Origin of the sequence: Aminobacter sp. NyZ550, from assembly GCF_025628925.2 — a bacterium.
GTDB lineage: Bacteria > Pseudomonadota > Alphaproteobacteria > Rhizobiales > Rhizobiaceae > Aminobacter > Aminobacter ciceronei.
In genome coordinates this window covers 2796961-2814298 of sequence record NZ_CP114190.1, presented here as the reverse complement: position 1 = coordinate 2814298, position 17338 = coordinate 2796961, and the positions used below count along the sequence as shown (strand labels likewise).

Annotated in this window: 16 protein-coding genes and 1 riboswitch; of the genes, 14 read left to right on the top strand and 2 right to left on the bottom strand. The window is 67.3% G+C overall.

Features of this window, described 5'->3' with window-relative positions; genetic code table 11:
• Positions 1-169: 169 nt before the first annotated feature.
• The 8 genes from N7E70_RS13800 to N7E70_RS13765 all read left to right on the top strand — a co-directional run bounded on the left by N7E70_RS13800 (position 170) and on the right by N7E70_RS13765 (position 10214).
• On the top strand, positions 170-1396 hold the full coding sequence (locus N7E70_RS13800; protein WP_192315660.1) for a winged helix-turn-helix domain-containing protein: 1227 nt from the start codon (positions 170-172) through the stop codon (positions 1394-1396).
• Positions 1392-1594, top strand: a riboswitch (cobalamin riboswitch). Its footprint overlaps the gene before it by 5 nt.
• 37 nt (positions 1595-1631) lie before the next feature.
• Entirely contained in the window at positions 1632-2066 is a 435-nt protein-coding gene (locus N7E70_RS13795; RefSeq protein WP_067966355.1) for a DUF1636 family protein, read from the top strand.
• Positions 2063-3100, top strand: coding sequence for a cobalamin biosynthesis protein CobW (cobW, locus tag N7E70_RS13790; protein WP_067960695.1), 1038 nt, complete (start codon positions 2063-2065; stop codon positions 3098-3100). Before N7E70_RS13795 ends, cobW begins: the two co-directional genes overlap by 4 nt.
• Before the next feature lie 14 nt (positions 3101-3114).
• The gene (gene cobN / locus N7E70_RS13785; protein ID WP_263006679.1) at positions 3115-6555 is read left to right on the top strand and encodes a cobaltochelatase subunit CobN; all 3441 of its coding nucleotides are present in this window, start codon (positions 3115-3117) and stop codon (positions 6553-6555) included.
• Positions 6556-6599: 44 nt separating this feature from the next.
• Positions 6600-8069 (top strand): precorrin-3B synthase, encoded by a 1470-nt coding sequence (gene cobG, locus N7E70_RS13780; protein ID WP_442866459.1) that lies wholly within the window; start codon positions 6600-6602, stop codon positions 8067-8069.
• A 2-nt stretch (positions 8070-8071) separates the two neighbouring features.
• Positions 8072-8704 (top strand): precorrin-8X methylmutase, encoded by a 633-nt coding sequence (locus N7E70_RS13775; protein ID WP_154383881.1) that lies wholly within the window; start codon positions 8072-8074, stop codon positions 8702-8704.
• Positions 8701-9453, top strand: coding sequence for a precorrin-2 C(20)-methyltransferase (locus tag N7E70_RS13770; protein WP_182573479.1), 753 nt, complete (start codon positions 8701-8703; stop codon positions 9451-9453). Before N7E70_RS13775 ends, N7E70_RS13770 begins: the two co-directional genes overlap by 4 nt.
• Entirely contained in the window at positions 9450-10214 is a 765-nt protein-coding gene (locus N7E70_RS13765; protein ID WP_263006678.1) for a precorrin-3B C(17)-methyltransferase, read from the top strand. Before N7E70_RS13770 ends, N7E70_RS13765 begins: the two co-directional genes overlap by 4 nt.
• Here N7E70_RS13765 and N7E70_RS13760 read toward each other — a convergent pair.
• Complete coding sequence (locus tag N7E70_RS13760; protein ID WP_263006677.1) at positions 10178-10945, bottom strand: cobalt-precorrin-6A reductase; 768 nt, start codon at positions 10943-10945, stop codon at positions 10178-10180. The genes N7E70_RS13765 and N7E70_RS13760 overlap by 37 nt on opposite strands.
• Before the next feature lies 1 nt (position 10946).
• Here N7E70_RS13760 and cbiE point away from each other — a divergent pair, with 1 nt between their 5' ends.
• The 3 genes from cbiE to cobM are packed head-to-tail and all read left to right on the top strand — an operon-like array spanning position 10947 to position 13323.
• On the top strand, positions 10947-12179 hold the full coding sequence (gene cbiE, locus N7E70_RS13755; RefSeq protein WP_263006676.1) for a precorrin-6y C5,15-methyltransferase (decarboxylating) subunit CbiE: 1233 nt from the start codon (positions 10947-10949) through the stop codon (positions 12177-12179).
• Positions 12176-12562, top strand: coding sequence for a cobalamin biosynthesis protein (locus N7E70_RS13750; RefSeq protein ID WP_067960673.1), 387 nt, complete (start codon positions 12176-12178; stop codon positions 12560-12562). Before cbiE ends, N7E70_RS13750 begins: the two co-directional genes overlap by 4 nt.
• Complete coding sequence (cobM, locus tag N7E70_RS13745) at positions 12559-13323, top strand: precorrin-4 C(11)-methyltransferase (protein WP_263006675.1); 765 nt, start codon at positions 12559-12561, stop codon at positions 13321-13323. Before N7E70_RS13750 ends, cobM begins: the two co-directional genes overlap by 4 nt.
• On the opposite strand, the gene N7E70_RS13740 is transcribed toward cobM, so the two are convergent.
• Positions 13290-14405 (bottom strand): cobalt-precorrin-5B (C(1))-methyltransferase, encoded by a 1116-nt coding sequence (locus N7E70_RS13740; protein ID WP_246340550.1) that lies wholly within the window; start codon positions 14403-14405, stop codon positions 13290-13292. The two genes, cobM and N7E70_RS13740, sit on opposite strands and share 34 nt — an antisense overlap.
• Positions 14406-14458: 53 nt before the next feature.
• Here N7E70_RS13740 and cobA point away from each other — a divergent pair, with 53 nt between their 5' ends.
• The 3 genes from cobA to N7E70_RS13725 are packed head-to-tail and all read left to right on the top strand — an operon-like array spanning position 14459 to position 17314.
• Positions 14459-15244 carry a uroporphyrinogen-III C-methyltransferase gene (gene cobA / locus N7E70_RS13735; RefSeq protein ID WP_067960668.1) on the top strand — a complete coding sequence of 262 codons (786 nt, stop codon included), beginning with the start codon at positions 14459-14461 and terminating at the stop codon, positions 15242-15244.
• Positions 15241-16554, top strand: coding sequence for a cobyrinate a,c-diamide synthase (locus tag N7E70_RS13730; protein WP_067960665.1), 1314 nt, complete (start codon positions 15241-15243; stop codon positions 16552-16554). Before cobA ends, N7E70_RS13730 begins: the two co-directional genes overlap by 4 nt.
• A 4-nt stretch (positions 16555-16558) precedes the next feature.
• Positions 16559-17314 carry an adenosylcobinamide-GDP ribazoletransferase gene (locus N7E70_RS13725; protein ID WP_154383874.1) on the top strand — a complete coding sequence of 252 codons (756 nt, stop codon included), beginning with the start codon at positions 16559-16561 and terminating at the stop codon, positions 17312-17314.
• Positions 17315-17338 lie beyond the last annotated feature (24 nt).

Here is a 17338-nt window from a genome sequence, read left to right as displayed (position 1 = left end):
ACTGCTGGCCCAAAATCCTGCGCGTGTGGCTCCCCTTTGATTTCCTTCGTTTTTTACTCAAGTTTACGCTCCTGACAAGACCGGAACCCAAGTTCTGCTAGCATTTGCAGCAAAGGTCGATTCTCGTGCCCTTGCGTCACTCCTCAAGAGACTGCGATAGCTTGCCGCAATGAAGGAAAAACTCTCACTCGCCACGGCCCGCCGCATCGCATTGGCGGCCCAGGGATTTGCCGACCCGCGCCCCACCGGCGCGATCACGCGGCGTCACCTGCAGCGCGTGCTCGACCGCACCGGCCTGCTGCAGATCGACTCGGTCAGCGCCGTCGTGCGCGCCCACTACATGCCGCTCTATTCGCGACTAGGCTCCTACCCCATGGCCCTGCTCGACGACGCCATGGCTCCAAAGAAGCGCATGCTGTTCGAATACTGGGCGCATGAAGCGTCGCTGCTGCCGCTGGAGACCTTTCCGTTGTTGCGCTGGCGCATGGCGCGGGCCGAGGACGGGATGTATGGCGGGCTTGCCAAGTTCGGCCGTGCCAACAGGCCCTATATAGAAGAGATCTTTCGCCAGGTGGTCGACCGCGGTCCGATCGCCGCTTCCGACATCGAGGGCGCCAAGGGTTCCGGCGGCTGGTGGGGCTGGAGCCAGGAAAAGCATGCCTTCGAATGGCTGTTCTGGGCCGGCCGCATCACCACCCATTCGCGGCGTGGCTTCGAACGCCTCTACGATCTGCCTGAGCGCGTGCTCCCGGCCGGCATATACGACCGTCCAGCTCCCCAGACCGAGGATGCGCATCGCGATCTCTTGCGAATCTCCGCCCGCGCCCATGGCATCGCCACCGGCATCTGCCTGCGCGACTATTTCCGCCTGTCGCCAGCCGACATGAAAGGCCGGCTCGAAGAGCTGGTCGAGACCGGCGAACTGATTCCCGTCCGCGTCGAAGGCTGGGACCGGCAGGCCTATCTCCACGCCGATGCGCGCATTCCGCGCAAGATCCAGGCACGCGCCCTGCTTGCGCCCTTCGATCCGCTCGTCTTCGAGCGCACCCGTGCCGAGCAATTGTTCGACTTCCGCTACCGCATCGAAATCTACACCCCGGCTGAGAAGCGCCAGTACGGCTACTACGTCCTGCCCTTCCTTCTGGGCGAGCGCATCGTCGCCCGCATCGACCTGAAGGCCGACCGACCGGCGGGTATCCTGCGCGTCCACGCCGCCTATGCAGAGCCCTGTGCGCCACCGGAAACCGCAGCCGAACTTTACGAAGAACTCCAGCAGATGCGCGACTGGCTCGGCCTCGAAAGCATCGAGGTGACGCCCGCGGGCGATCTCGGACCCGGCCTGAGCGACATTGCGGGTCGCTCCGCCTCGTTGACTCCACCCCTCGCGAAAGCCTAAATCGCCCACAGACGGTCCTTCGCCCGCAACGGCGAAGGCTAAGAGGGAATGCGGTGCGCGCCGGTGGCGTCAAATCCGCGGCTGTCCCCGCAACTGTGAGCGAAGAGCCAAGCTCGAAGACCACTGGGATTTTCCCGGGAAGGCGAGCGAAGGCGACGATCCGCAAGCCAGGAGACCTGCCGTCGCAGACATTGATCCGATCGCCTGGCGGGTGCCCCGGGCAAGGAGCCTGGATTTGGATTTCGACGACAACCTTCCGGTCGCATCAGCCGACGCATCCTGCGATGCAGCCGACGCGCGCCCATGCGACGTGACCATCCTCGTCTGCTCATCCTGCCGCGACGAAACCGGGTCCGACGCCCATCCACGCGCCGGCGCCCAGCTTGCCGAGCACGCCCGCCTCGCCGCCAATGGCGAGATCGCCGTGCGCAGCGTCGAGTGCCTGGGCAACTGCAAGCGCCGCCTTAGCGCCGCCCTGATCCGCGACGGCGCGTGGAGCTACGTCTTCGGCGATCTCAACACCATGTCGGGCGACGATCTCGTCGCCGGCGCAAGACTCTTCGCCACCTCGACCGACGGCCTGATCCCCTGGCGCGGCCGTCCCGATAGCCTCAAGCGCGGCCTCGTCGCGCGCATCCCACCACTTGCTCTCATCAAGGAAGATACATGACCGCCTCCCTCGAACGCGTTCCCTGCACCGTCGTCACCGGCTTTCTCGGCGCCGGCAAGACCACGCTGCTGCGCAACATCCTCGAGAACTCCAAGGGCAAGCGCCTCGCCATCATCGTCAACGAGTTCGGCGATGTCGGCATCGACGGCGAGATTCTCAAGGGCTGCGGCGTCGATACCTGCCCGGAGGAAAACATCGTCGAACTGGCCAATGGCTGCATCTGCTGCACCGTCGCCGACGACTTTGTCCCTGCCCTCGACCAAATCCTGTCGCTTACACCGAGGGTTGACCACATCCTGATCGAGACCTCGGGCCTGGCGCTGCCCAAGCCGCTGGTCCAGGCCTTCCAGTGGCCAACGGTCAAGAGCCGCGTGACGGTCGACGGCGTCATCGCCGTGGTCGACGGTCCTGCGCTGGCCGCAGGTAAAGTTGCCTCCGACATGGAAGCGCTCGCCGCCCAGCGCAGTGCGGACGATTCGCTCGACCACGACGACCCGGTCGAGGAAGTGTTCGAGGATCAGGTCGCCTGCGCCGATCTCATCATCCTGTCCAAGAGCGACCTGCTCGACGAAGCCGGCCACGCCCGCGCCACCGCCATCGTGCGCGAGCACCTGGCACGCGCCGTCAAGATCGTGCCGTCGGCGCATGGCAAGGTCGATCCGTCGGTGCTGCTCGGCCTCGGCCTCGCCGTCGAGGACGACATCGAAAACCGCAAGACCCATCACGACGGGGCGTTCGACCACGAGCATGACGACTTCGATACCTTCGTCATCGAGATCCCGTCGATCGCCAACCCGGACGAACTGGCGAAACGCGTCGCCACCGCCGCCGAAGAAGAGAACGTGTTGCGTGTAAAGGGCTTCGTCGACGTCGGCGGCAAGCCGATGCGGCTGCTCGTGCAGGCCGTCGGACCGCGCGTCAACCACTATTATGACCGTGCCTGGACCGCAGAGGACGACCGCCGCTCGCGCCTGGTCGTGATCGGCCTCAAGGGTCTCGACCGCCCGGCCATCGAGCGTATCCTAGTCGGCTGAACCGGACAGCCGGGATGCACATCCTCACCACCACCTCCGCCTCGCTCGATGACCTGATCGAGCCTGTCGACCTCAGGCAGAAGCCTGCGGATGTGGTGGCGCTGTCCTTCACCGACAGCGATCTAGCCGGCCTCGCCGGCGCCTGGAAGGCGGATGCGGACAACTTGCCATCGATGCGGCTCGCAAGCCTGCGCGACCTCCGCCATCCGATGTCGGTCGATCTCTGGATCGACAGCGTCGCCAGCCACGCCAAGGTCATCCTTGTCCGCATTCTCGGCGGCCACGACTGGTGGCGCTACGGCTGCGACCAGCTTGCCGCGATGGCGCGCGAAAAAGGCATCGCGCTGGCGCTCTTGCCGGGCGAAAGCCACGACGAGGATCTCAGGCTGATCGAGGCCTCGACCCTGCCGCGCACCGAACTCGACGCTCTGCTCGGCTATTTCCGCGAGGGCGGCCCGGAGAACATGAAGGCGCTGGTGGCGCGGCTGGCAGCTCTGGCGGGTGGCAAGAATGCCATGGCAGCACCCGTCGCAGTGCCGAAGGCGGGTTTTTATGATCCGGCGCGGGGCATCGTCTGTGATTTAGAAGCCTCTTTTGCCGGATGGACCAGCGCCTCTGCGCAGGTGTCCGGCAGGACAGAGGGGGGTGCGCAGGATCACGCCATCTCCAGCTCTCCTGCCATCCCCATCCTCTTCTACCGTTCGATGCTGCTCGCCGCCGACGTCGCCCCTATCGACGCGTTGGTCGAGGCACTGAGAGCACAGGGCCTCCGCCCCGTCCCGATTTTCGTCTCAAGCCTCAAGGATAAGGCCTCCCTAGCATTCGTCGAAGCAGCCCTGGACCAGCTCGCGCCTACGGCCATCATCACCGCAACCGCCTTCGCCGCCGGCGCCGGCGCCGAACCGGGCACGGAAACGCTGTTCGACCGCGCCCGCGTGCCGGTGTTCCAGGTCATCGTCGCCACCACCCGCCGCGAGGCCTGGGAAGGCAGCCCGCGCGGCCTTGCGCCCGCCGATCTTGCCATGCATGTGGTGATGCCCGAACTCGACGGTCGCATCCTCGCCGGCGCCATCTCGTTCAAGGCGGAGAGCGAAGTCGACCCAGCCCTCGGTTTCCGCGCCTTCGCCAACCGGCCCGAGTCCGATCGCGTCGAGCAGGTCGCCCGCCGCATCGCCGCCCACCTCAGGCTGCGCCAGACACCGCCCGAAAAGCGCAAGCTGGCGATTCTCGTCCCCGACTATCCCAGCGCCCCCGGTCGCACCGGCTATGCCGTCGGCCTCGACGTTCCATCAAGCGTGCTCGCCATGCTGCACGACCTCAAGGAGGCCGGCTACACAGTTGAATCGATTCCGCAATCGCCGCGCGCATTGCTCGACCTGATTGAGGCTGGTGGGCAAGGGCTGGCGCTCGAAGACTATCTCACGCTTGCCGAAGATCTGCCTGGGGAGGCGAGGAAAGCTGTCGAAGCGGCGTGGGGCTATCCCGAAGCGGAGGCTACAGGCGGAAGTGCGCGCTCTACATTGCCCCACTTCGCCTTCCGCGCCGCCACCTTCGGCAACGTCACCGTCGCCCTCGCCCCTGACCGCGGCCGTTCGGCCGATCGCCGCGCCGACTATCACGACCCGACGCTGCCGCCGCGCCACGCGCTGCTTGCCTTCGGCCTCTGGCTGCAGAAGTCGCTCGGCATCCACGCCATCGTCCATGTCGGCGCCCATGGCACGCTCGAATGGCTGCCCGGCAAGGCGGTGGCACTGAGCCGGAACTGCTTTCCCGAAATCGTCACCGGCTCGCTGCCGGTGGTCTATCCCTTCATCGTCTCCAATCCCGGCGAGGCGGCCCAGGCCAAGCGTCGCATCGCAGCGATCACGCTTGGCCACCTGCCGCCGCCGCTCGCCGCTGCCGGCCTGGACGAACACCAGCAGAAGCTCGAGCGCCTGGTCGACGAATACGCCCAGGCAGACGGCCTCGACCGTCGTCGCCGCGACCGCCTGGCCAAGCTCATCGTCGAAACGGCGTCGCAGACCGGCCTTGCTGCCGAGGCCGGCGTCGCCGGGACCGACGCGCCCGACGAAGCGCTGCGCCGCATCGACGCCTGGCTCTGCGACCTCAAGGATTTCGCCATCAAGGACGGCCTACATATCTATGGCCGCGCCGAAGGGAACGGGCCGGACTCAGCGCGCCTTGCCAGCGCAGAAGCCGAGCGGAAAAACCTGATCGCCGCGCTCGACGGCCGCCATATCAAAGCCGGCCCAGCAGGCGCTCCGGCACGTGGCCGCACCGACGTCCTGCCGACGGGGCGCAACCTGTTCACGTCAGACCCGCGCACAATGCCGACGCCGACGGCCTTCGACCTCGGCAAGGCAGCCAGCGACGAGGTCATGCGCAGCTACCTGCAGAGCCATGGCGAATGGCCGCGTGCGCTCGTCATCGACCTGTGGGGCAGCGCTTCCTTGCGCACCGGCGGTGAGGAGATCGCCCAGGGCCTGGCGCTGATGGGCTGTCGGCCGCAATGGGACGCCGCCACCGGTCGCGTCACCGGCATCGAGGTGCTGCCGCCGGCAGCGATCGGCCGCCCGCGCGTCGATGTCACCTGGCGTATATCAGGCCTGTTTCGCGACATGTTCCCAACCCAGATCGCGCTCATCGACGCCGCCGCGCGCGCCGTTGCCACCCGCGACGAAGACGACCACGACAACCCGCTCGCCGCCAGCACGCGCGCCGCGGGCAAGGTCGAGCCACGCATCTTCGGTTCCTCCCCCGGCACCTATGGGGCGGGCCTCGAGGACCTGCTTTCCAGCGGTGACTGGCAGGCGCGCGAGGACCTCGGCCGCGCATATCTCCATGCTGCCTCCCACGCCTACGGGGGCAGCGACGGCGAAGGCGTTTCCGCGCCGGGCGCCTTTGCCGACCGCATCGCCGGGGCCGATCTGCTTGTGCACACCGGCGACGACCCCGGCCGCGACATTCTCGAAGGCTCCGCCGACGTCGCCTTCATCGGCGGCTTCGCAGCAGCGGTCGCAGCCCTCGGCAGGCACGCGGACGTCATCGTGCTCGACACCTCGGATCCGCAGAAGCCGCGACCGCGCTCGGTCACTGAGGCTGTCGGCCGCGTCGTCAGGGCACGCGCCACCAATGCCCGCTTCATTGCCGGCCAGATGCGCCATGGCCCGCGCGGCGCTTCCGAATTCGCAGAGACGGTCGACAGGCTGATCGGTTTTGCCGAGACCACCAACGCCATCCCGGCCGCGCTGATCGAGGCCGTCCACGACGCCTATGTCGGCAACGAGGACGTGCGCGACTTCATGCTGCGCGAAAACCCAGCGGCAGCAAAATTCATCGCCGAGCGTTTTGCCACCGCCCGTCGGCGCGGCTTGTGGCACCCGCTGCGCAACTCCGTCGACGACGATCTCGCTGCCCTCATCGCCGAGGCTGAAGCGCGCGAGGTTGCGGCATGACCGGCTTTTCCCGCCGCGGCGCTTGTCCGGCCCTTTCGGCCCCGATGTCGACCGGCGACGGCCTGTTGGTGCGGCTCAACCCGCTTGCTGGAGAAATCGCGCCCAACGTCTTGATCGGACTCTGTGAATCCGCCGCGCGGCATGGCAACGGCATCGTCGAGGTGACTGCGCGTGGCAGCATCCAGATCAGGGGGCTGACGGCGGAGAGCGCGCGTCTGCTGGCCGAAGAAGTCGATGCGCTCGGCATCGCGGTGCGCACCGGCGTGCCGGTCGACACCAGCCCGCTCGCCGGCATGGACCCGAAGGAGACTGCCGATCCGACATCGCTGGCGGCGGCGATCCGGACAGCCATAGCCGAGGTCGACCTTGCTACGCGGCTCGGCCCGAAGGTGTCCGTCGTCGTCGATGGGCGTGGCCAGATCGGGCTCGGCGCAATCATCGGCGACGTCCGACTGGTGGCAAAGGATGCCGAGCGCTGGCGCTTGTCAGTTGCTGGCGACGAGAGTTCGGCGCGTTTGGTCGGTGAAGTCGATGTCGACGCCGCATGCGCGGTCACGCTCGACATTCTCCAGGCAATTGCGGCACTCGGCCGGCAAGGCCGCGCGCGTGACCTTGGCCCGGAGGTCATAAGAGCTGTCGTTGAAGCATATGAAACGTCTCGCTCCTTCACGTCCCCCTCTGTTCTGCCTGACATCTCCGCCACGGGTAGGAAGATTGGCAGCTCCGCCGGTAGCGCTGATCATGCAGCGTCGTCGATGGGCGGAGGCGGCGATGGCAGCCTGATCTCCCCCTTTGCGGGGGAGATGTCCGGCAGGACAGAGGAGGGTGGGAAGGATCGCTACCCAACTGACTCAAAAACTGAGCACTCCGCCGCAACCGATTCATCGCCCATCGGAATCCTCCTGCTCACAGGCGCCCGGATCGCCCTCGGCATCGCCCTGCCCTTCGGCAGCATCGAGGCCTCGACTCTGGCCAGATTCTGCCAGGCGGCGACAGCCGCGGGCGCCACCGGCATTCGCCCGGCGCCCGGCCGGACCCTGCTCGTCATGGGCCTCGACCGCTCCGCCGCCGCCACGCTCACCACCACCGCCCAATCCCTCAGCCTTGTCACCTCGCCCGCCGATCCCCGCATCCGCATCGCCGCCTGCCCCGGCGCGCCGGCCTGCGCTTCGGGCATGATCGCCGCGCGTGACGTCGCCGCCGAAATTGCCCACGAGATCGGCGAAAGCCTCGACCCGACGCTGTCGCTGCATGTCTCCGGCTGCGCCAAGGGCTGCGCCCATCCGGGACCGGCCACGCTCACCATCGTTGGTGACGAAAAGGGTGCTGTATTTGTCGTCGGCGGAACGGCGAAGGGCCTTCCGGCCGCCTACACCGCAGGATATGAAGCCGCGCGCGGCATGGGCCGCCTCACGAAATTGCTCGCCCAAGAGCGCAAGCCGGACGAAAATGCCGCCGCCTGCCTCGCTCGGTTGGGCGCAAAGCGCCTCGCGCAAGCTCTGGCACAGGAATGAACATGGCCGCCTACGACTATATCCATGATGGCATGGCCATCTACGAACGCTCCTTCGCCATCATCCGCTCGGAGGCGGACCTCAAGCGCTTCTCCGAAGACGAGGCCGACGTTGCTGTGCGCATGATCCATGCCTGCGGCCTGGTCGAGGCGGCCGAACATTTCGTCTTCTCCGAAAACGTCGTCGCCGCTGCGCGCGGTGCGCTGAAGGCCGGCGCGCCGATCTTCTGCGACGCCGAAATGGTGGCGCGCGGGGTCACCCGCGCCCGTTTGCCCGCCGACAACGAAGTGATCTGCACACTGCGCGACCCGCGCACATCAGATATCGCCAGGGAGATCGGCAACACCCGATCGGCCGCCGCGATCGACCTCTGGGTCGACAGGCTCGCAGGCTCGGTCGTCGCCATCGGCAACGCGCCGACAGCCCTGTTCTACCTCCTCGAGAGACTGCGCGACGGCGCGCCCAAGCCTGCCGCCATCATCGGCATGCCGGTCGGCTTCGTCGGCGCGGCCGAATCCAAGGACGCCCTGGCAGAGAATTCCTATGGCGTGCCCTACGCCATCGTCCGCGGCCGCCTCGGCGGCAGCGCCATGACGGCCGCTGCCCTCAACTCGCTGGCGAGGCCCGGCGTATGAGCGCTCCCGCTGCAAAGGGTCGCCTCATCGGCGTCGGCACCGGGCCCGGCGATCCCGAACTTTTGACGCTCAAGGCCGTGCGCGCGCTGGCCGAGGCTGACGTGATCGCGCATTTCGCCAAGCGCGGTGCCAATGGCAACGCCCGCACCATCACCGATGCACATTTCCGCGACGACGTGATCGAGCTGCCGCTGATCTATCCGGTCACCATCGAGATCGACAAGGATCACGACGACTACCGCGCTGCCATTACGGGCTTCTACGAGGCGTCGGCGCAAGCGATAGCCGCCCATCTCGATCAGGGCCGTATGGTTGCGATCCTGTCGGAGGGCGACCCGCTGTTCTACGGCTCCTACATGCATCTGCATGTGCGCCTGTCGCATCTCTACCCGACCGAGGTCATCCCCGGCGTCACTGCCATGTCCGGCTGCTGGTCGCAGACGGGCGTGCCGATCGTCCAGGGCGACGACGTGTTGTCGGTACTGCCCGGCACGATGAGCGAGTTCGAGCTGACCCGCCGCCTCGCCGATACCGACGCTGCGGTCATCATGAAGGTCGGCCGCAACCTGCCGAAGATCCGCAAGGCGCTGGACGCGACCGGCAAGCTCGGCCGCGCGCTGTATGTCGAGCGCGGCACCATGCCCAACACCCAACACATGAAGCTGATGGACAAGACAGACGACAAGGCGCCCTATTTCGCCATCGTGCTGGTGCCCGGTTGGGCCGGCAAGCCGGGAGCGGACAATTGAGCGGCTCCCTCGTCGTCATCGGCCTCGGCCCCGGCAATCCGGACCAGATCACGCCGGAAGCCAGCCGCGCGGTCGCGGAAGCCAGCCATTTCTTCGGCTACAAGCCCTATCTCGACCGGCTTGAGCTGCGCCCTGACCAGACCCGCGTCGCCTCCGACAACCGCGAGGAGATCTCGCGCTCCAACGCCGCCCTCGATATGGCGGCAAGCGGCCACCACGTTGCTGTTGTCTCGGGGGGCGACCCCGGCGTCTTTGCCATGGGAGCCGCCGTCTGCGAGGCCATCGAGGCCGGCCCGAGGGCATGGCGCGACATCGAGTTGTCGGTCGTTCCAGGCGTCACCGCCATGCTGGCCGTGGCAGCCCGCGTCGGCGCACCGCTCGGCCACGATTTCTGCGCCATCAATCTGTCGGACAATCTCAAGCCATGGGATTTGATCGAGCGCCGGCTTGTCGCCGTCGCGCAGGCAGGCTTCGTCATCTCACTCTACAACCCCATCAGCAAGGCCCGTCCCTGGCAGCTCGGCAGCGCGTTGGAAACCCTGCGCAAGCATCTGCCTGCCACGACGCCCGTCATCTTCGGCCGCGCCGCCGGCCGGCCCGACGAGCGCATCGAGATCTTCACGCTTGGCGAAGCAGATGCGGCGAAGGCCGATATGGCGACCTGCGTCGTCATCGGCTCGCCCGAGACGCGCCTGATCGAACGCGACGGCAAGCCCCCGCTGGTCTACACGCCGCGTTTTTCCGCCGGAGCGGCGAAATGATCGACAAGATCGGCCATGGCAGCGACATCAGGTGCGGACGGCACCTCGGGAAGCTGCGGCCGGCGGAAGAGGATCACCTCGATGCCGAGTTGCCGCGCTGCCGCGATCTTGCCGTAGGTCGCCTGCCCGCCGCTGTTCTTGGCGACGATGACGTCGATCCTGTGTGCCTCGAGCAACGCCCGCTCATCCGCTTCGCGAAACGGCCCGCGCGCCAGAATGTAGGTCGCGTCGGCCACGCCGAGCGGCGGCTCTATCGGATCGACGCTGCGAATGACATAGCCGTGCTGGGGGGCTGTCTCGAAGGCCGCGACCTCCTGCCGACCGAGCGCCAGGAACACGCGGCGCGAGCTCTGGCCCAGCGCGGCGACAGCCTGTTCGGCGTCTTCCACCAGCGTCCAGCTGTCACCTTCGACCGGCTCCCAGCCGGGACGGCGCAGGGCGAAGATCGGCACACCCGATATCCGAGCCGCCTCCGCCGCATTGGCCGAGATGCGCGCCGCATAAGGATGCGTGGCGTCGATCAGAAGATCGGTCTTGTGCCCGGCCAGCCAATCGGCCAGCCCCTGCGCGCCGCCGAAGCCACCGGTTCGTACCGGCACCGGCTGCTCGACAGGGTTTTCGGTCCGGCCCGCCAGCGAAAGCAAGATGTCGAGATCGTCACGGGGGGCGAGCCTAGCCGCCAGCTGCCGCGCTTCGGTGGTTCCGCCCAGGATCAGAATACGGTGGGTCATCATGCCTGCTGAACTCGACGCCCCGATGCAAGAATGGCTGACCGTCGTCGGCATCGGCGAGGACGGTGTAGCGGGTCTCGGCGACGAGGCCAAGCGCGCAATATCAGGCGCTGCCTACGTCTTCGGCGGCAAGCGTCATCTGGCGCTGGCAGCAACGCTCATCACGGGCGCGGCTCGCCCATGGCCGACGCCCTTCGACAGCGAAATGCGTGACGTGGTCGCCCTGCGCGGCGAAAATGTCTGCGTGCTGGCTTCGGGCGACCCGTTCCTGCACGGCGTCGGCGCCACCCTTTCCCGCGTCGTGCCGTCAGCGGACATGCGGGTCCTTCCGGCCCCATCTGCCTTCTCGTTGGCCGCCTCGCGGCTGGGCTGGGCGCTGCAGGACATCGAAACGGTTTCGCTCCACGGCCACGCCATCGATCTGATCCGCCCGTTGCTGCAGCCGGGCGCGCGCATCATTGCACTCACCTCGGATGGCGAAGCGCCGGCCCAGATCGCAGCCCTTGTCACCGGCAACGGTTTCGGCTCTTCGCGTTTGACGGTGCTCGAAGCGCTCGGTGGAGAAAGCGAGCGCATCCGCGCCACGACAGCCAGTGGCTTCGACCTCGAAAACATCAATCCGCTCAACGTCCTGGCGCTCGAGCTTGAATCCGGATCGCAGGCACGGATCCTGCCGCTTGCCTCAGGTCTCGCCGACGACTTGTTCGAGCATGACGGCCAGATCACCAAGCGCGAGATCCGCGCGGTCACGCTTTCCACCCTCGCGCCCCGCCGCGGGGAGTTGCTGTGGGATATCGGCGCCGGCTCCGGCTCGATATCCGTCGAATGGATGCTGTGTCACACCTCGCTGCGCGCCATCGCCATCGAGCACAATGCCGAGCGCGCCGAGGGCATCGAGCGCAATGCCGGCGCCTGCGGCGTGCCCGGCCTCACGGTTGTCAGGGGCGCAGCGCCTGACGCGCTGATCGGCCTGCCGACGCCAGACGTCATCTTCATCGGCGGCGGCGGTTCGGACGCCGGCGTCTTCGATGCGGCAATCGCAGCACTTCGATCAGGCGGTCGCCTCGTCGCCAACGCCGTCACGCTCGAAATGGAAACATTGCTGCTGTCGCACCATGCCGCGCATGGCGGCGATCTTCTGCGCCTTCAAGTCTCCCGCGCCGCCCCTGTTGGCTCGATGACCGGCTGGCGGCCGGCAATGCCGGTCACACAGTGGAGCTGGGTGAAGCCATGATGGTTGCAGGCATTGGCTGCCGCAAAGGCGCAGCAGGCGAAGACATCCTCTCGGCAATCGAAACCGCGCTCGAGGCGCACGGCCTTGTCGTCACAGCACTTTCGGCGCTGGCCACCGCCAGCCTGAAACGTGACGAGCCCGGTATTCTTGCAGCCGCACGCCGGCTCGACCTGCCGCTGCTCGTCATGGACGACGCGGCACTCGCCGCCGCCGCATCCCGTACGTCCAGCCAGTCGCAAGCCTCATTGGAGGCAGCCGGCACGCCATCCGTATCGGAGGCCGCCGCGCTCGCCGCTGCCGGCGCGGATGCCGCACTGCTTGGCCCGCGCATATCAGTCGGCCCCGCAACCTGCGCCATAGCCACCTCTGGAGCCACAGCTTGACCGTTCACTTCATCGGCGCCGGCCCGGGCGCGGCAGACCTCATCACCGTGCGCGGCAGCCGCCTGCTCGGCTCCTGCCCGGTCTGCCTCTATGCCGGTTCCATCGTTGCGCCGGAGCTTCTGACCTATTGCCGCGCCGACGCCCGGCTGGTCGACACGGCACCGATGTCGCTCGACGAGATCGAGGCGCAATATGTCGCCGCCCACAAGGCCGGGCATGACGTCGCGCGGCTGCATTCGGGTGACCTGTCGGTGTGGAGTGCGGTCGCCGAACAGATCCGGCGACTGGAAAAGCACGGCATTCCCTACACGCTGACCCCCGGCGTACCATCCTTCGCGGCGGCAGCGGCGGCGCTGAAGCGCGAGCTGACGATCCCCGAAGTCGCCCAGAGCCTGGTGCTGACCCGCACCTCCGGCCGCGCCTCGAAGATGCCTCCGGGCGAAACGCTTGCCGGCTTCGGCCGCACCGGCGCCACGCTTGCCGTCCACCTGTCGATCCACGCCATCGACCGCGTCGTGACTGAGCTGACACCGCATTACGGTCCGGATTGCCCCGTGGCGGTCGTCTTCCGCGCCTCCTGGCCGGACGAGCGCATCGTCAGGGCCACGCTTTCGACCATAGCAGCCGAGTTGGCAAAGGACCCTATCGAGCGCACCGCCATCATCTTCGTCGGCCAGTCGCTGGCAGCGCAAGATTTCCGCGAAAGCTCGCTCTACGACGCTTATTATCAGCGCCGCTTCAGGGGCCGCGACGGGCTATGAGAGGCCGCGAAGGGCGCATGCCCCATCAGCTCTCCCTCGCGGTTGAAGACCAGGATTTCGACCGCGATATCGAGCTTGTCGAACACGCTTGCCGCCGTGCGCCAGGCCGCAGCAGCGACCGCGTCACCTATGCCGATGCCCGCCTTGTTGGCCTCGATGAAGGCCTCGGCGACGGTGTTCGCGTCCTTGATGCGGGCTTCGAGTCCGGTGTCTGCTCCGGCCCCGACGGCGATGGCTGCCAGGCCGTCGAGATCGGCCGAACCGCGGCTCGAATGCAGGTCGAGCAGGCCTTGCGCCAGCTTGGTCATCTTGGCGACGCCGCCGGCAATGGTGACCTTTGCCACCGGGTGGGCGCGAATATATTTCAGCATGCCGCCGACGAAGTCGCCCATGTCGATCAACTGCACCTCGTGAAGACCATGGAATTTCTGCACCGCCAGCTCGGAAGTGTTGCCGGTGGAACCCGCCACATGGTCGAAACCCATGGCGCGGGCCACGTCGACGCCGCGATGGATGGAGTGGATCCAGGCCGAGCAGGAATAGGGAATGACGATGCCCGTCGTCCCCAGGATCGAGATGCCGCCCAAGATGCCAAGGCGCGGGTTGAGCGTCTTCAGCGCCATTTCCTCGCCGCCGGCGACGGAAATCTCGACCTCTACATCAGCCCCTTCGCCCAGCACCTCGGCCACGACGCCGGCAATCATCTTGCGCGGCACCGGGTTGATCGAGGCTTCGCCGGGCGGAATCGGCAGGCCCGGCCGCGTCACCGTGCCGACGCCCTTGCCCGCCTTGTAGACAAGACCGCTGCCGGCAGCGCCCGGCCGCACCGTGCTCATGACCAGCGCACCATGCGTGACGTCAGGGTCGTCGCCGGCATCCTTGACGATACCGGCCATGGCCAGGCCGTCGCCGCGTTCGTTTCTCGCCAGCGCAAAGGCCACGTTCTGCCCGCCCGGCAGCACGATCTCCACCGGATCGGGAAACGCACCCGCCTTCAATGCCACGCACGCCGCCTTGGTGGCGGCAGTGGCGCAGGCGCCGGTGGTCCAGCCGCGCTTGAGCGGACGATCTTCTTCATTCATGACGCGATCTATAGGTTGGCACAGCCTGTGCGTCATCGGCGAAAGCGACACGCATGACACTCGAAAACGCTATCACGCGTTTGAATTACAAGCAGCACGTGCTCGAACCGGGCCATGTATGGCTGGCCGGCGCCGGCCCCGGCGATCCCGGTCTGCTGACACTCGACGTCCTGTCGGCGCTGGCCCAGGCCGATGCGCTGGTGCATGACGCGCTGGTCTCGCCCGAGATCGTTGCGGTTGCCGAACAGGCGGAAAAATTCTTCGTCGGCAAGCGCGGCGGCCGGCTGTCGATCCCGCAGGGCGACATCAATGCGCTGCTGGTCAGGCTGGCGCGCGAAGGCCGCAAGGTCGTGCGGCTCAAGGGCGGCCATCCCTTCGTCTTCGGGCGTGGTGCCGAAGAAGCGCTGGTGCTGACCCGAGAGAACATTCCCTGGCGCGTGCTCTCGGGCATCACCTCGGCCTTCGGCGGCCTCTCCTCCGCCGGCATTCCAGCCACCATGCGCGGCGTCAACGGCGCGATCATCCTCGCCACCGGCTTTGCCGCCGTCAGCGACGACCGGCCCGACTGGGCAGCGCTTGCCCGCACCGGCCAGCCCATCGTCATCTATATGGGCCTGACACACATGGCCGAGACGGTGACGGAGCTTCTGCGCGGCGGACTGTCGACCGACACGCCTGCAGCCTTTGTCGAGAACGCCTCGACGCCGGAGGAACGCACGGTCACCGCCACGCTCGGCACACTGGTTGCCACCGCCGAGCGCGAAAAGGTCGTCTCGCCGGCCCTCATCGTCGTCGGCGGCATTGTCTCGCTGCGCGCCGAGCTGATTGGACGGAAATGACGGCGCGTGGGCTCATCATCGGCGCCCCACGCTCGGGCTCGGGCAAGACCAGCGTAACGATTGGCCTGCTGCGCGCGCTCGCGCGCCGCGGCATCAAGGTGCGTGGCGCGAAATCGGGACCGGACTACATCGATCCCGGCTTCCACGCTGCCGCAACCGGCCGGCCCGGCGTCAATCTCGACAGCTGGGCCATGGCGCCGTCGCTGCTCAACGCATTGGCCGCCGATGCATCGGCCGAAGCCGAGATGGTGATCCTCGAAAGCGCCATGGGCCTGTTCGACGGCATCCCCGCGGAGACAGGCCGCTCGGGTGCGGCTGCCGATCTCGCCCGTCTCTACGGCCTGCCGGTGCTTCTGGTGCTCGACGTCTCCGGCCAGTCGCAGACAGCGGCGGCCATCGCCAAGGGTTTTGCCACCTACGACCCCGGCGTCCGGATCGCGGGCGTGGTGCTCAACAGGCTCGGCAGCGACCGTCACCGCAAGCTTGCCGGCGACGCCATCGAGGCGCTCGGTCTGCCCGTCGTCGGCGCCATCCTGCGCGACCCGACCTTGTCCATTCCAGAACGCCATCTCGGCCTCGTCCAGGCCGAAGAGCATGCTGACCTCTTCGCCCACATCGAAAAGCTCGCCGACATGGTCGAGCGCTCGCTCGACCTCGATGCCATCGTCGAACTGGCGACGCCGCTGGCGCCAATGTCTGGCGACCAATCCTTCGCCCTGCCGCCGCCCGGACAGCGCATCGCGCTCGCCCAGGATGCCGCCTTCACCTTCCTTTACCCGCACCTCGCCGCCCACTGGCGCGCCATGGGCGCGGAGCTGGTTCCGTTCTCGCCGCTCGCCGACCAGGCGCCCGACGCCACCTGCGACATCTGCTGGCTGCCGGGCGGCTATCCCGAACTCCATGCCGGCCGCCTCGCCGCAGCTGGCACCTTCCTGTCGGGCACCCGCCGTTTTGCCGACACCAAGCCGGTCCATGGCGAGTGCGGTGGCTTCATGGTGCTCGGCGGTTCCATCGAGGACGCCGATGGCGCCACCCACGCAATGCTCGGCCTGCTCGGCCATGCCACCAGCTTCGCCAAGCGCAAGATGAACCTCGGCTACCGCCAGGCCAGACTTTCGGCACCTTGCCCGCTTGGCTCCGAGGGCAGCGTCGTCAGGGGGCACGAGTTCCATTACGCCCAGACGGTTGTTGCAGGCGACGATACGCCACTCGGGCAACTGGCCGATGGCCAGGGCAAGCCGCTCGGCAGCTTCGGCGGCCGGCGCGGCCATGTTACCGGCACCTTCTTCCACGCGATCGCGCGAGGCTGAGACGATGACGCCGGCGACGATCTTCGACGACATCCGCCTCGGCCTCGTCTTCTTCACGCGCCTGCCGCTGCCGCATTTCGAGGTCAGGGATCGTTCGCTCGCCGACGCCATCTGGACTGCGCCGCTCGTCGGCTTCGTCGTGGCGGTCCTGGCCTGGCTCGCCTTCGCTGCCGGACAAGCCCTCGGCCTCGCCGAAGGCCCGACTGCCGCACTGGCCATCGCTGCCGCCATGCTGGTCACCGGTTGCCTGCATGAGGACGGCCTGTCCGACACATCAGACGGTTTCGGCGGCGGACGTACACGCGAGCGCAAGCTCGAGATCATGCGCGACAGCTGCATCGGCAGCTATGGCGCGGCAGCGCTGGCGCTGTCGATCCTGGCGCGCTGGAGCGCGATCGTCGAAATCGAAGACCCCGCCCCTGTTTTCGCCGCCCTCGCCGCCGCTCATGTCGGCTCGCGCGCACTGATCCCCGCCTTCATGCAGAACCTGCCCCAGGCCCGCGCCGACGGCCTTGCCGCCGGCGTCGGCACAGTCGCCGACGGGGCAGTGATCGCCGCCCTCGCCATCGGCGCCGCAGGCCTGCTGTTCCTCGGGCTCAGCGGCGCGGTCGTCGCGGCGTTGTGCCTCGCCCTCCTCTTCTTCGCCTTCAGAAAGCTCTGCCTCGCCCAGATCGGCGGCCAGAGCGGCGACACCATCGGCGCTCTGCAGCAAATGGCCGAAATCGCCCTGCTGTTTGTCGCATCCGCCATCCTTGCTTGATTCTGTTTTGGAGTATTCACTGCC

Excerpts from the sequence above, each read along its gene's own strand:
- cbiE (WP_263006676.1), top strand. The coding sequence starts at position 10,947 with ATGCCTGCTGAACTCGACGCCCCGATGCAAGAATGGCTGACCGTCGTC.
- N7E70_RS13730 (WP_067960665.1), top strand. The coding sequence starts at position 15,241 with ATGACGGCGCGTGGGCTCATCATCGGCGCCCCACGCTCGGGCTCGGGC.
- cobA (WP_067960668.1), top strand. The coding sequence starts at position 14,459 with ATGACACTCGAAAACGCTATCACGCGTTTGAATTACAAGCAGCACGTG.
- cobW (WP_067960695.1), top strand. The coding sequence starts at position 2,063 with ATGACCGCCTCCCTCGAACGCGTTCCCTGCACCGTCGTCACCGGCTTT.
- N7E70_RS13775 (WP_154383881.1), top strand. The coding sequence starts at position 8,072 with ATGGCCGCCTACGACTATATCCATGATGGCATGGCCATCTACGAACGC.
- cobG (WP_442866459.1), top strand. The coding sequence starts at position 6,600 with ATGTCGACCGGCGACGGCCTGTTGGTGCGGCTCAACCCGCTTGCTGGA.
- N7E70_RS13770 (WP_182573479.1), top strand. The coding sequence starts at position 8,701 with ATGAGCGCTCCCGCTGCAAAGGGTCGCCTCATCGGCGTCGGCACCGGG.
- N7E70_RS13740 (WP_246340550.1), bottom strand. The coding sequence starts at position 14,405 with ATGAATGAAGAAGATCGTCCGCTCAAGCGCGGCTGGACCACCGGCGCC.
- cobN (WP_263006679.1), top strand. The coding sequence starts at position 3,115 with ATGCACATCCTCACCACCACCTCCGCCTCGCTCGATGACCTGATCGAG.
- N7E70_RS13800 (WP_192315660.1), top strand. The coding sequence starts at position 170 with ATGAAGGAAAAACTCTCACTCGCCACGGCCCGCCGCATCGCATTGGCG.
- N7E70_RS13750 (WP_067960673.1), top strand. The coding sequence starts at position 12,176 with ATGATGGTTGCAGGCATTGGCTGCCGCAAAGGCGCAGCAGGCGAAGAC.
- N7E70_RS13725 (WP_154383874.1), top strand. The coding sequence starts at position 16,559 with ATGACGCCGGCGACGATCTTCGACGACATCCGCCTCGGCCTCGTCTTC.
- N7E70_RS13760 (WP_263006677.1), bottom strand. The coding sequence starts at position 10,945 with ATGACCCACCGTATTCTGATCCTGGGCGGAACCACCGAAGCGCGGCAG.